At 58.3% G+C, this 13780-nt stretch carries 12 protein-coding genes; 8 read left to right on the top strand and 4 right to left on the bottom strand.

Annotated elements, in window-relative coordinates:
* Positions 1-227 precede the first annotated feature (227 nt).
* The 4 genes from purM (at position 228) to ppx (ending at position 5689) form a co-directional block, all read left to right on the top strand.
* Positions 228-1265, top strand: coding sequence for a phosphoribosylformylglycinamidine cyclo-ligase (gene purM / locus IM313_RS15590; RefSeq protein WP_192971218.1), 1038 nt, complete (start codon positions 228-230; stop codon positions 1263-1265).
* Positions 1262-1903 carry a phosphoribosylglycinamide formyltransferase gene (purN, locus tag IM313_RS15585; RefSeq protein WP_192971217.1) on the top strand — a complete coding sequence of 214 codons (642 nt, stop codon included), beginning with the start codon at positions 1262-1264 and terminating at the stop codon, positions 1901-1903. Before purM ends, purN begins: the two co-directional genes overlap by 4 nt.
* A 183-nt stretch (positions 1904-2086) precedes the next feature.
* A complete protein-coding gene (ppk1, locus tag IM313_RS15580) occupies positions 2087-4147 on the top strand; it encodes a polyphosphate kinase 1 (RefSeq protein WP_028014033.1) in 2061 nt (686 codons plus the stop codon).
* Between the two features lie 3 nt (positions 4148-4150).
* Positions 4151-5689 (top strand): exopolyphosphatase, encoded by a 1539-nt coding sequence (gene ppx, locus IM313_RS15575; RefSeq protein ID WP_028014034.1) that lies wholly within the window; start codon positions 4151-4153, stop codon positions 5687-5689.
* A gap of 4 nt (positions 5690-5693) precedes the next feature.
* Here the strand turns inward: ppx and IM313_RS15570 are convergent, their stop codons facing one another.
* On the bottom strand, positions 5694-7934 hold the full coding sequence (locus IM313_RS15570) for an EAL domain-containing protein (protein ID WP_028014035.1): 2241 nt from the start codon (positions 7932-7934) through the stop codon (positions 5694-5696).
* A 370-nt stretch (positions 7935-8304) separates the two neighbouring features.
* Between IM313_RS15570 and IM313_RS15565 the strand changes: the two genes are divergently transcribed.
* Positions 8305-8475 carry a YfgG family protein gene (locus IM313_RS15565; RefSeq protein WP_023337595.1) on the top strand — a complete coding sequence of 57 codons (171 nt, stop codon included), beginning with the start codon at positions 8305-8307 and terminating at the stop codon, positions 8473-8475.
* Here IM313_RS15565 and IM313_RS15560 read toward each other — a convergent pair.
* Positions 8472-9362 carry a LysR family transcriptional regulator gene (locus IM313_RS15560; RefSeq protein WP_045631007.1) on the bottom strand — a complete coding sequence of 297 codons (891 nt, stop codon included), beginning with the start codon at positions 9360-9362 and terminating at the stop codon, positions 8472-8474. The two genes, IM313_RS15565 and IM313_RS15560, sit on opposite strands and share 4 nt — an antisense overlap.
* 97 nt (positions 9363-9459) lie before the next feature.
* Here IM313_RS15560 and IM313_RS15555 point away from each other — a divergent pair, with 97 nt between their 5' ends.
* Genes IM313_RS15555 through IM313_RS15545 form a run of 3 tightly spaced genes read left to right on the top strand, consistent with a single transcriptional unit; the run spans position 9460 to position 11961 of the window.
* Entirely contained in the window at positions 9460-10689 is a 1230-nt protein-coding gene (locus IM313_RS15555) for an MFS transporter (protein WP_192971216.1), read from the top strand.
* Between the two features lie 49 nt (positions 10690-10738).
* Entirely contained in the window at positions 10739-11206 is a 468-nt protein-coding gene (locus IM313_RS15550) for a DUF6130 family protein (RefSeq protein WP_192971215.1), read from the top strand.
* A gap of 11 nt (positions 11207-11217) precedes the next feature.
* Positions 11218-11961, top strand: coding sequence for an alpha/beta fold hydrolase (locus tag IM313_RS15545; RefSeq protein ID WP_192971214.1), 744 nt, complete (start codon positions 11218-11220; stop codon positions 11959-11961).
* Positions 11962-11997: 36 nt separating this feature from the next.
* On the opposite strand, the gene iolB is transcribed toward IM313_RS15545, so the two are convergent.
* Both iolB and iolE read right to left on the bottom strand, forming a co-directional pair.
* Positions 11998-12876, bottom strand: a complete 879-nt coding sequence (gene iolB, locus IM313_RS15540; RefSeq protein WP_192971213.1) for a 5-deoxy-glucuronate isomerase — start codon at positions 12874-12876, stop codon at positions 11998-12000.
* Positions 12877-12885: 9 nt separating this feature from the next.
* A complete protein-coding gene (gene iolE, locus IM313_RS15535) occupies positions 12886-13776 on the bottom strand; it encodes a myo-inosose-2 dehydratase (RefSeq protein ID WP_045260203.1) in 891 nt (296 codons plus the stop codon).
* Positions 13777-13780 lie beyond the last annotated feature (4 nt).

Raw genomic sequence — 13780 nt, 5'->3', positions numbered from 1 at the left:
TTACAGAAACCGGTTTCAGTTCGATGATGTGCAAAGGGGATATTCGTTGCAAGCAGATCGCCGAAACCGGTTTCATTTTCGTGAACGGAGTCAAGTTTGGCTGCATTTACGGGCTATACAGAAAAAAAGATCCCCACGTCCAGAATAGGCTCGCAAACGTTTGCCTGGACTGTTAGAATTGCGCCGATTTTTCTTACTAGCTATGCAATCGCGTGGGGATTTAAGCCGTGACCAACAAAACTTCTCTCAGCTACAAAGATGCCGGTGTTGATATTGACGCAGGTAATGCGCTGGTTGACCGAATCAAAGGTGTGGTGAAGAAAACCCGCCGCCCGGAAGTGATGGGTGGTCTGGGTGGATTCGGCGCACTGTGCGCGCTGCCGCAAAAATATCGTGAACCTGTTCTGGTCTCGGGTACTGACGGCGTAGGCACCAAGCTGCGCCTGGCGATGGATTTAAAACGTCACGACACGATCGGTATCGATCTGGTTGCGATGTGTGTGAACGACCTGGTGGTTCAGGGCGCAGAGCCGCTGTTCTTCCTCGATTACTACGCGACCGGCAAACTTGATGTGGATACCGCAGCCAGCGTCATTAACGGTATCGCCGAAGGCTGTCTGCAGTCCGGCTGTGCGCTGGTGGGCGGTGAAACCGCTGAAATGCCGGGCATGTACCACGGCGAAGATTATGACGTCGCGGGCTTCTGCGTCGGCGTAGTAGAAAAATCAGAAATTATCGACGGCAGCAAAGTGGCCGATGGCGATGTGCTGATCGCGCTGGCCTCCAGCGGCCCGCACTCTAACGGCTACTCTCTGGTGCGTAAAATCCTCGAAGTAAGCGGCTGCGATCCGCTGACCACCGAGCTGGACGGTAAACCGCTGGCCGACCACCTGCTGGCCCCAACCCGCATCTACGTGAAAAACGTGCTGGAGCTTATCGAGAACGTTGACGTTCACGCTATTGCTCACCTGACCGGCGGCGGCTTCTGGGAAAACATCCCGCGCGTGCTGCCGGACAACACCCAGGCGGTGATCGCCGAATCCTCATGGCAGTGGCCAGCCGTCTTTAACTGGCTGCAGAATGCAGGCAACGTAAGCTCTCACGAAATGTACCGTACCTTTAACTGCGGCGTGGGCATGGTTATCGCCCTGCCGGCAAGCGAAGCGGATAAAGCGGTTAAGCTGCTGACCGAGAAAGGTGAAAACGCGTGGAAAATCGGTACGATTAAAGCCTCCGATTCCGAACAGCGTGTGGTCATTGAATGAAAAACATCGTGGTGCTCATTTCCGGCAACGGAAGCAATTTGCAGGCCATCATTGACGCCTGCAAACAGAAGAAAATCAATGGCACCATTCGGGCAGTTTTCAGCAACAAGGCCGACGCGTTCGGCCTTGAGCGCGCGCGGGAAGCGAACATTCCCGCTCACGCGCTGGAAGCCAGCCAGTTCGCCGGACGTGAAGCCTTTGACCGCGAGCTGGTGCAGGAGATTGACGCCTACGCGCCCGACCTCGTGGTGCTGGCGGGCTATATGCGTATTCTGAGCCCGGCCTTCGTCGAACACTACGCCGGTCGACTGCTGAATATTCACCCTTCCCTGCTGCCAAAATATCCCGGCCTGCATACCCATCGTCAGGTGCTGGAAAACGGTGACGAGGAGCACGGTACCTCCGTCCATTTCGTGACCGACGAGCTGGACGGTGGCCCGGTGATCCTGCAGGCGAAAGTCCCGGTCTTTGACGGCGACAACGAAGACGACGTGACCGAACGCGTGCAGACGCAGGAGCACGCCATTTACCCGCTGGTGGTAAGCTGGTTTGTCGACGGGCGTCTCGAAATGCGCGACGGCGCAGCCTGGCTGGACGGCGTGAAGTTGCCCCCGCAGAGTTATGCGGCCGAAGAGTAGTTTGCTATGTCGGGTGGCGCTTCGCTTACCCGATATTCCCTCCCCCAACCCGCTAAATTCCCCAACAAAAAAAATAACTGTCATACTTTTCTGGCACTGTTGGACATATCGTGGAAATGCTCGCCATAATAAGGACGAGACGGATTTACCACGTCCTGTGATTGAACTGGAGTGTGAGCTGTAATGGGTCAGGAAAAGTTATATATCGAGAAAGAGCTAAGCTGGTTAGCATTTAACGAACGTGTACTCCAGGAAGCGGCAGACAAAAGTAACCCGCTGATCGAACGCATGCGTTTTTTAGGCATTTATTCCAACAACCTGGATGAGTTCTACAAGGTTCGCTTTGCCGAGCTGAAAAGACGCATCATCATCAGCGAAGAACAGGGCTTAAACTCGCACTCGCGGCATCTGCTGGGCAAAATCCAGTCCCGCGTGCTGAAAGCCGATCAGGAATTTGACGGCCTGTATAACGAACTGCTGCTGGAGATGGCGCGCAATCAAATCTTCCTGATTAACGAACGTCAGCTTTCCGTTAACCAACAAAACTGGCTGCGCCACTACTTTAAACAGTACCTGCGCCAGCACATTACCCCGATTCTCATCAACCGCGAAACCGATCTGGTGCAATTCCTGAAGGATGACTACACCTACCTGGCGGTGGAAATTATTCGCGGTGAATCCATCCGTTATGCCCTGCTGGAGATCCCGTCCGACAAGGTGCCGCGCTTCGTGAACCTGCCGCCGGAAACCCCGCGCAGACGCAAGCCGATGATCCTGCTGGATAACATCCTGCGCTACTGCCTGGACGACATCTTCAAAGGCTTCTTCGATTACGATGCGTTAAACGCCTACTCGATGAAGATGACCCGTGACGCCGAATATGACCTGGTGCACGAGATGGAAGCCAGCCTGATGGAGCTGATGTCCTCCAGCCTGAAACAGCGCCTGACGGCCGAGCCGGTGCGCTTTGTCTATCAGCGCGACATGCCGGACGCCATGGTGGAGATGCTGCGCGAGAAGCTGACCATTTCGCGCTATGACTCCATCGTGCCGGGTGGCCGTTACCACAACTTTAAAGACTTCATTGGCTTCCCGAACGTTGGCAAAGCCAATCTGGTGAACAAACCGCTGCCGCGCCTGCGTCATATCTGGTTCGATAAGTTCCGCAACGGATTCGACGCCATCCGCGAGCGCGACGTGCTGCTCTACTACCCGTACCACACCTTTGAACACGTGCTGGAGCTGCTGCGTCAGGCCTCGTTCGACCCGAACGTGCTGGCGATCAAAATCAACATCTACCGCGTGGCAAAAGATTCCCGCATCATCGACGCGATGATCCACGCGGCACACAACGGCAAAAAAGTCACCGTGGTGGTTGAGCTGCAGGCGCGCTTCGACGAAGAGGCGAACATTCACTGGGCGCGCCGCCTGACGGAAGCGGGCGTGCACGTGATCTTCTCCGCGCCGGGTCTGAAAATTCACGCCAAGCTGTTCCTGATCTCGCGTAAAGAGGGTGATGACGTGGTGCGCTATGCCCACATCGGCACCGGGAACTTTAACGAAAAAACTGCGCGGATTTATACCGACTACTCGCTCTTAACCGCTGACGCCCGCATTACCAACGAAGTGCGCCGGGTCTTTAACTTTATCGAAAACCCGTACCGTCCGGTGAGCTTCGACTATCTACTGGTCTCACCGCAGAACTCGCGCCGCCTGCTGTACGATATGATCGATAAAGAGATCGCCAATGCCCAGAAAGGCTTGTCGTCCGGCATCACGCTGAAGCTTAACAACCTGGTCGATAAAGGGCTGGTGGACAGGCTGTATGCGGCGTCCAGCTCCGGCGTGCCGGTTAACCTGCTGATCCGCGGCATGTGCTCGCTTATTCCGGAACTGGAAGGCATCAGCGACAATATTCGCGTGATCAGCATTGTTGACCGCTACCTGGAGCACGATCGGGTCTATATTTTCGATAATGCGGGCGATAAACAGGTCTATCTCTCTTCAGCAGACTGGATGACGCGCAATATTGACTATCGAATTGAAGTCGCGACGCCGCTGCTGGATCCGCGTCTGAAACAGCGTATCCTCGACATTATCGAGATCCTGTTCAGCGATACGGTGAAGGCGCGCTATATCGACAAAGAACTCAGTAACCGCTACGTACCGCGCGGCAACCGCCGTAAAGTGCGGTCACAGCTGGCGATTTACGACTATATCAAATCACTCGAGCAACCCGATTAACCTATGCCGATAAATGATAAGACCCCACGCCCGCAGGAATACGCCGCGGTCGATCTTGGCTCTAACAGTTTTCACATGGTCATCGCCCGTGAGGTGGATGGCGCGCTGCAGATCATCGGTCGTCTGAAGCAGCGCGTACACCTGGCGGATGGGCTTGATGAGCGCAGCATGCTCAGCGAAGAGGCGATGGAGCGTGGTTTAAACTGCCTGTCGCTGTTTGCCGAACGCCTGCAGGGCTTCTCGCCCTCCAGCGTTTGCATCGTGGGCACCCACACGCTGCGCCAGGCGCTGAACGCGCCGGAGTTCCTCAAGCGGGCCGAAAAAGTGATCCCCTACCCGATTGAGATCATCTCCGGTAACGAGGAGGCGCGTCTGATTTTCATGGGCGTTGAACATACCCAGCCGGAAAAAGGGCGCAAGCTGGTGATCGACATCGGCGGTGGTTCTACGGAGCTGGTGATCGGCGAAGACTTTGAGCCGCGCCTGGTGGAGAGCCGTCGCATGGGCTGCGTCAGCTTCGCGCAGATGTACTTCCCCGGCGGCACCATTACCCGTGAAAACTTCCAGCGGGCGAAAATGGCTGCGATCCAGAAGCTGGAGAATCTGGCCTGGCAGTACCGCATTCAGGGCTGGAACGTGGCGCTGGGCGCGTCGGGCACCATCAAGGCGGCGCATGAAGTGCTGCTGGCGATGGGTGAAAAAGACGGTTTTATCACGCCTGAACGCCTGACCCTGCTGACCGAAGAGGTGCTGAAGCATAAAAGTTTTGATGCCCTAAGCCTGCCGGGGCTTTCCGACGAGCGTAAGGCAGTCTTCGTGCCGGGCCTGGCTATTCTCTGCGGCGTGTTTGACGCCCTGGCGATTAAAGAGCTGCGCCTTTCCGACGGCGCGCTGCGTGAGGGGGTGCTGTATGAGATGGAGGGCCGCTTCCGCCATCAGGACATTCGCAGCCGCACCGCGCAGAGCCTGGCCAACCAGTACAACATCGACCGCGAGCAGGCGAAGCGCGTGCTGGAAACCACGGTGCAGATGTACGAGCAGTGGCAGGAGCAGAACCCCAAGCTGGCGCACCCGCAGCTTGCCGCGCTGCTGAAATGGGCCGCGATGCTGCACGAGGTGGGGCTGAACATCAACCACAGCGGGATGCACCGCCATTCAGCGTATATTCTGCAAAACAGCGATCTGCCCGGCTTCAACCAGGAGCAGCAAACCATGATGGCGACCCTGGTGCGCTATCACCGTAAAGCCATCAAGCTCGACGATCTGCCGCGCTTCACGCTGTTTAAGAAAAAGCAGTTCCTGCCGCTTATTCAGCTGCTGCGCCTGGGCGTGCTGCTGAACAATCAGCGTCAGGCCACCACCACACCGCCGACGCTGAAGCTGAAAACCGACGATCACCACTGGACGCTGAGCTTCCCGCACGACTGGTTCAGCCAGAACGCGCTGGTCCTGCTGGACCTGGAAAAAGAGCAGCAGTACTGGGAAGCGGTCACCGGCTGGATGCTCAAAATCGAGGAAGATAGCGCCGACGTCGCCGCGTAACGGCTCAGGCGTCCGCCGTGGACGCCTCTGCTTCCAGCAGTGACTCAAGCGGTGCCGGTCTGCCAATCAGATAGCCCTGCACATAATCAATGCCTAGCGCGTGCACCGCGCTACGTATCTCTTCGGTCTCGACATATTCCGCCACCACCAGCATCTTCTTCATGCGCGCCAGATGACAGATAGAGGCCACAATCTGGTAATCCAGACTGTTGTTGACGATATTGCGGATGAAATCGCCGTCGATTTTGAGAATGTCCGCATCCACGCTTTTCAGCCGCGCATAGCTCGCATAGCCGGTACCAAAATCATCGATCGCAATGCGTACCCCCATTTTCTGCAGCTGCCGCAGGATGTGGAGCCCCTGCTCGGCGTTGCAGAAGGTGCTGCACTCCGTCACTTCAAAGATCAGCTGCCACGGCTCAATGGCATATTTCGCCAGAAGGCGACTCACCTCAAGCGGGAACTGCACCCGACACACCGTTGAAGGGGCCAGATTAATGGCAAAGCGCTGGCCGGGCAGCCGTTCGCGATGCGCGGCGAGGAAGCGCAGCGTATGCTCCAGCACCCACAAATCCACCCGCGAAGAGAGGCCAAACTCCTGGGCTATCGGCAGGAATTGTTCAGGGGAGATCAACAGCCCGTTTGCATCAGTCATACGCAGCAAGACCTCATGGTACCTATCGCCACGCAGGCCGCGTACGGGCTGAACGAGCAGCGTGAATGCGTTGTTATCCAGCGCACGCTGCAGGCGACTCATCACCGCGACTTTATCCTTCAGGCTGCGCTGCAGATGGACGGCGCCGCGCTGCTGAAGATTTTCCGGGTGGTTAGAGGAGAGCGACAGATCGGCCACCACCCCCAGCTCACCCAGCACCAGATAGAGGTGGTTAACCGGCGAACGCACATAGCAGTAGCTCACCCCCACCTGCGGCTGCAGCGGCATGCCGTCCCAGACAAAGCGGAACTGCTTGATGTGCTCGTCCAGGGTCTCAATCCGCTGCTGGTGCGATTCGGCGTTAAGGCGAACCGCCATGTCACAGCCCGTCAGGTGATAGACCTGCTCATTGGGCTGGAGCGTGCCGTTAATCCATTGCGCCAACTGCTGTTTGTACTGAATGCGCAGTAACACGCCATAGTTACGGCCCAGAATTTCAAGCTCCGGAACGCGGAGTAAACAGAGCGCCGACCACGGGTTTTTTGCCAGATCTCGCGAGAGCGCCCGCAGGTTAGGCATATGCAGAACCGGGTCGAGCAGCGCCAGCCTGCGGGAGCGTTTGTTCACCGCCCGCTGCCGGGTCGCCAGCATCGACATGTAAATCACCACAAACGAGAAGACTAGATAGCTGGAAGAGGTGATTGCCAGCTGAATGTCGTACCCCTGGTTCACGGGGATATAGCGGTAAAAATAGTGAATAGACACCAGCAGTATCGGGATCCAGATAAGCGAAATCAGCTTATAGCCAAAGCGCATCGCTCCCCAGAGCATCACCGGCATCAGCAGCGACAGGGTGTAGTTAGTGGTGAAAATCGAACTGTTTTCATTCATCGGCAGCAGCAGGAGCGAAAGCAGCCCGGCAAGCGCAATGGCCCAAATCAGAAACTCAGCGCGCGTCACCTTTTTGTCTATCTGGGTACGGATCTGCGAGATGAGGCTTTTGAGATAGCGCGGATGACGAATCAGGCGGATCAGCAGATAACTTAACGGCACGCCCGTCAGACCGCTTACCAGCAAGGCCTGATAGTTGATCAGCGTGCGAATGTTGAGGGGGTTAAGCCCTGCCAGGCTCTGGCGACTCTCGTACACGCCCAGATACACCGCAAACTGGAACAACAGCAGAAACAGCGTCGCGGGGCAGAAGGCCTGCCAGAAGATGCGCTGCGCCATCAGCCGTACGTCGCCGTACGCCGTCATATTGCGTCTGGGCGCAAACACCCGGTAGCCGCCCCAGCTAAGCACTATAGGGACAATAAAATGGAGCACGCCGGCGACGGTTTCAAACATCCCGACCGACGGGTAATAACGGATAAACAGCGACAACACGATCCCGGGAAGGGCTTCCAGACCAAAAAACATCATCAGCGAAAGCAAAAACGAGAGCGGTAAATAATAAAGTGCCGCTATCCCGTCGCCCAGGTGCGTGAACGTATTCGCCACGCTCAGTACGGGAAGTAAAACCACCGGTAAAATAAGCGGCAATACCCACCAGCGGTGTTGATTCTTTTTCAGGAAAGCAAAAATGTTCATAGATGCCCGGTTAAACCCTTTTTCTCCAGAAGGAAAATAATGACAGGCATCCAACCTGACCTGGCGCAGCCCGGCGACGTGCGGGGCGAACGGTATGGAGGAGGGATTTTAAATATCAGGGCCGGAAATCCGTTGACATAAATCAAACTATTTTACGCAAATAAGCTTTGCACAGCGTTTTTTTGAAATAATTTTCTTCATATTATCAATATGGTAAATGCAAATATTAATTTCAATAACAATAATTAATGTAAACGTTGACGGTTATTTACACATGACGGAATTGACCCTCTCTTTCCGCTGTGCCTTAATATCCCCGTCGCCCAGAAGGGCATGCCCAGGAAAAAGAAGAGTGAGTCAGGCCACGCGTATGCGCAAACGACACCGTTTTAACACCCGGATGACCCGCATTATACTGCTCATCAGCTTTCTGTTTTTCTTTGGCCGCTTCGTTTACTCTTCCATCGGCGCCTGGTATCACCATCAGGACAAAATCCAGTCGCAGCAGTCCAGCCTGAACGTCGACGCCGCTGACCGCTAGCCCTGCGATGGGTTTTGCACCAGCCGAATAATCCCCGCGATCCCTTTGCTGAGGATCTTGTCCTGCCGCATCACGATGGCGAGCTGGCGCTGCAGCACGGGCGTGAGCGACATGACGCAGAGCCCTTCACGGTCAGCATCATGCTCAACCGCCATTCGCGGAACGATACTGTAGCCGAGCCCCACCCGAACCATGCGCTTAATCGCCTCAATGCTGCCAAGCTGCATCACCGGCGCGATCGCTAACCCATTGGCCGCAAACCAGCCATCAATGAGCGCCCGGGTACCGCTGCCAGACTCAAAGGCGATCAGCGGCTGGGCATGGAGCGCCTCCGGGGTTAACTCCCTGAAAGCATCCTGCTGTTCCCGCGACGCGATAAAAACAAACTCCTCGTCCATCACCGGCATAACGTCCAGCGCTCTGCCGCTTACCGGCAGCGTCACCAGCCCCATATCGAGACGGTTCTCTTCAATGGCCCTGACGATATCGAGGGTGTTGCCCGTTGTTACGCCCACCCGCAGGAGCGGATAGTCGCGGCGCAGCTGCTCCAGCAGGGGCGGCAGAAGGTGGATACAGGCCGTCGCCCCCGTGCCAAGAGTAATGGTCCCGCTGACATCGTGGCTGAACGCGCTCACGGACCGCAGGGTTTCGTCCACAACCTGCTGAATGCGCTCTCCGTGAACCAGCAGTGACTCTCCTGCCGCCGTGGCCTTAATGCCCCGCCCGGTACGCTCCACCAGCCGCGTTTGCAGAAACTGCTCCAGCTGACGTATTTGCAGACTAACGGCGGGCTGGGAAATGCCCAGCAGATCCGCCGCCGCCGAAAAGCTGCCGCGCTGGATCACCAGACGGAACGTCGCGAGATAGCCAAGGTTAAGCGTCGTCATTCAAAGTTTCTCTTATACAGCGCATAAGGTTGCAGGCCTGCCAGCACAATACCGCGCTCGCTATGCTCAGGACAACTGCATAACGGAATGAAAAACAATGGAAACACCTGCCCTGCCTCGTCGCCTTGCCCTTACTGCCGGATGTAATCAGCTTATCAACTGGGGGATCTCGTTTTATCTGCCCGGCACCTTTGCGCGGACCATTTCAGCCGACCGGGGATGGTCAGCGCCGCAGATTTACCTCGGCCTGACGCTGGCGATGCTGGTGATGGCCGCGGTCTCCCCTTTCGTCGCCCGTCTGCTGGCACGCTTTGGCGGACAGAAAGTGGTAATGGGCGGAACGCTGCTGATTGCCGCAAGCTGCGCCGGTATGGCGTATACCCGGACGCTGTCTGGCTGGTACGGCGCCTGGCTACTGTGCGGCATCGGGATGCGTCTGTCGCTGTATGACGCACTGTTCGCCGCGCTGGTTAATCTATATGGTCAGCAGGCACGCGGGACGATCTCACTTATTACGCTGATGGGCGGGCTGGCGTCTGCCGTCTTCTGGCCGCTGGGCGATGGCCTGCTTCACATCATGAGCTGGCAGGACGCGTTACGCATTTATGCCCTGCTTGGCCTGCTGAGCGCAGTGCTGATCCGCACGCTTCCCCGGCAGCGGCTGACGGAAAACACAAAGGCCATCGCGCCGCCCCTGCGCAACGAGCGGCGTAACGCCTGGCTTTATGCGGCCTTCATCGCCCTTATCACCTTTGTCTCTAACGGCACCTCCACCCATCTGCCGGAGTTTATTGCCCACTTTGGCCTGCCGGTCGCCATCGGCATGCTGTGGGGGATCGGCCAGACGGGCGCGCGCTCGCTGGAGGTGCTGGCAGGTGGCCGCTTAACCCCCTTCAAACTTACGCTTTTTACCGCTCTTGCCATGCCGCTGTGTTTTCTTGTGGGAATAAGCAGCACCCTGTTTGTCTGGTGCGCGGCCGGGTTTGTGCTGGGCTACGGCGCCATCAACGGGCTGGTCACCATAGTAAAAGCCACGCTGCCACTGGAGCTGTTTAGCACGGAAAGCTATGCCCGCCGCACGGGCATGCTGCTTATCCCGGGCCAGCTGATGGCCGCAGCCGCACCGTTTGCCTATGCGTGGCTGAACAAAACGCTGGGGATCGCGGGTGCAATGGGAGTGTCGACGGGGTTAACGCTGGTGATTGCCGGGCTGGCGATAGCGATCGTGCGCCATCCCGGTAGGCAAACTGTATCGCACTGTATCCCGCGCGACGCGCTGACAAACGGGTACAAAACGCCCCCTCCGGCAAATATCTCCGATACATAAAAATGGTTTTCTTTCCCTGTCGTCATTCAGAACTGATGAGGAGAGAACCATGATTCGTCGTTACGCAATTTTACCCCTGCTCGTCCTGGCCTCTGTAACACATGCCCAGGCCATGCCGCTGGACAACCTGAGCGCCGCGGACGTTAACGGCCCCGCCGCCGTTGCCCCGCTGGCGCAGCCGCAACCGCCTGCAAAACTGATCGTCGATCCGCCGCTTGCCGGGCCGCTGAGCAAAGGCGCGGTGTTTATTCAGTACCGGGCCGAAAACCTGCGCATCGAGCCGGTATTCGGCCCCGAGGCGCTCAAGGTGACCCCGCGCATCGGGCACATTCACGTGGTGGTGGACGGCGCGCCGTGGCACTGGGCTGACGCCAGCGGCGAGCCGGTGATCCTGGTGGGGCTGCCCGCCGGCAAGCACAAGGTAACGATCATCCTGGCTGACCCGACGCACAAGCCGCTCGACCACAAAACCATTGAATTCACCGTCCCGCCCCACGCGGCGATCCACCATTTTTAAGGAGTCTGAACATGAAAGCACTGTCTGTACTGACAGCGGGCCTGCTGGCGCTTTCTGCCAGCGCCTTCGCGGAAAATAAAACCAGCGTCGTGCTGGTGCACGGCGCGTTTGCCGACGGCAGCAGCTGGAATAAGGTGATAACCCTTCTGCAGAAACAGCACGCAGAGGTCATTGCCGTCCAGCTCCCACTCACCTCGCTTAAGGATGATGTTGCCGCCACAAAACGGGCCATCGCCCGGACGCACGGCGACGTGGTGCTGGTAGGCCACTCCTGGGGCGGAACCGTCATTAGCGAGGCGGGCAACGATGCACGGGTAAAATCGCTGGTGTATGTGGCGGCGTTCGCGCCGGATTCCGGCCAGTCGACGGCGGATCTGGCAGGTAGCTTCCCTCCGCCGCCGGGTAGCGCGGGCATCGCTAAAACGGCGGATGGCTATTTATACCTGCCGACGGAAGCCGTCAGGAAGGACTTCGCGCCTGACGTGAAGCCGGGTGAACAAAACGCTATCGCGGCCACGCAGGGGCCAATTAAGGCCGATGCGTTTGGTGAAAAGGTGACTCACGCGGCGTGGCATGATAAACCGAGCTGGTTTGTGGTCAGCAAGCATGACCGGATGATCAACCCCGACCTGGAACGTGCAATGGCGAAGGCGATACATGCGAAAACCACCGAGGTGGCCGCGAGCCACGTGTCGATGGTGAGTCAGCCGGAAGCCATCGCCCGGACGATTGAGCAGGCGAGGCGGACACACTGAGGACAATTCGCCCGGCGGCGCTACGCTTGCACGAACCTACGATTTCGTAGGCCGGGTAAGCGCAGCGCCACCCGACAAGAAAGGCCGTCTCAGCCCCCCCCTCTCTGCGGGATAATCGCGATTAATCCACGCGTGGTCCTCTTCCCAGGTGAACATCCATTTGCGCACCGGACCGGCCATCACGTTGAGGTAGTAGCTGTCATACCCCGCTATCGTCGCCACCGGGTGATACCCCTTCGGCACCATCACCACGTCACGGTTGTAGACCGCCATACACTCATCCAGCGTTCTGTCGTCGGTGTAGACGCGCTGCATGCAGAACCCCTGCTCCGGGTTGAGGCGATGATAGTAGGTCTCCTCCAGGTAGGTCTCCTGCGGCGGGTTATCCGTGTCATGCTTGTGGCTCGGGTACGAGCTGGTACAGCCCTCGCTAGTCCAGACCTCCACCACCAGCAGGCTGTCGGCGGGCTTGTCTTCCGGCAGAATGTTGTGCACGTAGCGCTGGTTGTGCCCCTTGCCGCGCGCTTCAGCGTCGATATCCTGCGGGGCAATCAGCCGCGTCGGGTACGAGCTCTTGCCCGGCGCGGCGCAGACCGCCAGCTCCAGCGCCGTCAGCGCCTTCACCTGCACCGTCTCCTGCGGGGTAACGTACACTGCCCACGGTTTGATGCGCTCGAAGGGGCTCATCCGCTCGCCGATATCGTTAAACTGCGCGGAAGGAGTGGTGATAGAGGCGCGCCCGGCGACCAGCACCAGGCAGCGTTCTTCCCTGACGGCGGGCAGCGTCAGCGTCTGCCCCTCCTGCAGCTCATACGCCTCAAACCCGACGTACCCCCACCCTGCGCGTTCCGGGGTGACGGACTGAGTGCGCCCCTCCGCGTTCGGCTGCTGCCAGCGTGATAACAGACGTGACATGTCACCTCCTCAAATAAGCCCGGCGTCGCGCGCCAGGCGGCTCAGGTTGTTATACCCCAGACGAGCGTAGGTCAGCGGATGGGCAATCGCCGGATCCTGCTCGGCCTCCACCACCAGCCAGCCGCGATAGTCCTGCGCCTTCAGCAGACTCATGATCGGCGGGTAATCGACGCAGCCGTCGCCCGGCACGGTAAACACGCCGCTCAGCACCGCATCGAGGAAGCTTGTTTTGCGGTTTTTCACGTCCGCCAGCACGTCGGCGCGCACGTCTTTGCAGTGAACGTGGTTGATGCGCGACGCCCAGCGCTGCGCCACCGCCAGCGGATCGGCCCCGGCAAAGGTCAGGTGACCGGTGTCCAGCAGCAGTCCCACCGCCTCTCCGGTGTGGGTCATCAGGTTGTCCACGTCGTCGGCGGACTCAATCACCGTGCCCATATGATGATGGTAAGCAATCTGGACTCCCTGCTGCTGCGTGTAGCGGGCAAATTCGGTGAGCTTCTCGCCGTACTCCTTCCAGCGCGCCTGAGGGAAGCGCGGACGCAGATGCACCGGGGTCTGCTGCTCGCCGTGAATGCAGCCGCTCACTTCCGCAAAGACCAGCACCTTCGCCCCCAGCTCGCGCAGCAGCGTCAGGTGCGGCTGCACGGCGGCGATCTCCTCCTCCACGCTGCGCTCCAGCAGGCGGCCGGAGTACCAGCCAGAGACCAGCTGCAGGTCGTGGCGCTGCAAAATCGGGCCAAGCAGGCGCGCTTCACGCGGGAATTTGTTGCCCAGCTCAAAGCCAGCAAAACCGGCCTCTTTCCCTTCGCTCAGGCAGGTCTCCAGCGAGGTTTCCGCGCCGAGGGAAGGCAGATCGTCGTTCGTCCACGTCAGCGGGTTAATGCCTAATTGCACACTCATTGTT

Origin of the sequence: Enterobacter cloacae complex sp. P2B, from assembly GCF_014895985.1 — a bacterium.
Classification (GTDB): Bacteria; Pseudomonadota; Gammaproteobacteria; order Enterobacterales; family Enterobacteriaceae; genus Enterobacter; species Enterobacter bugandensis.
This window is presented reverse-complemented; position numbering and strand designations above follow the sequence as displayed.

Bases quoted from the DNA above. Each gene is read 5' to 3' on its own strand.
- IM313_RS15560 (WP_045631007.1), bottom strand. From the start codon at position 9,362: ATGACGACGCTTAACCTTGGCTATCTCGCGACGTTCCGTCTGGTGATC.
- IM313_RS15565 (WP_023337595.1), top strand. From the start codon at position 8,305: ATGCGCAAACGACACCGTTTTAACACCCGGATGACCCGCATTATACTG.
- IM313_RS15570 (WP_028014035.1), bottom strand. From the start codon at position 7,934: ATGAACATTTTTGCTTTCCTGAAAAAGAATCAACACCGCTGGTGGGTA.
- ppk1 (WP_028014033.1), top strand. From the start codon at position 2,087: ATGGGTCAGGAAAAGTTATATATCGAGAAAGAGCTAAGCTGGTTAGCA.
- IM313_RS15545 (WP_192971214.1), top strand. From the start codon at position 11,218: ATGAAAGCACTGTCTGTACTGACAGCGGGCCTGCTGGCGCTTTCTGCC.
- IM313_RS15555 (WP_192971216.1), top strand. From the start codon at position 9,460: ATGGAAACACCTGCCCTGCCTCGTCGCCTTGCCCTTACTGCCGGATGT.
- purN (WP_192971217.1), top strand. From the start codon at position 1,262: ATGAAAAACATCGTGGTGCTCATTTCCGGCAACGGAAGCAATTTGCAG.
- iolB (WP_192971213.1), bottom strand. From the start codon at position 12,876: ATGTCACGTCTGTTATCACGCTGGCAGCAGCCGAACGCGGAGGGGCGC.
- ppx (WP_028014034.1), top strand. From the start codon at position 4,151: ATGCCGATAAATGATAAGACCCCACGCCCGCAGGAATACGCCGCGGTC.
- iolE (WP_045260203.1), bottom strand. From the start codon at position 13,776: ATGAGTGTGCAATTAGGCATTAACCCGCTGACGTGGACGAACGACGAT.
- IM313_RS15550 (WP_192971215.1), top strand. From the start codon at position 10,739: ATGATTCGTCGTTACGCAATTTTACCCCTGCTCGTCCTGGCCTCTGTA.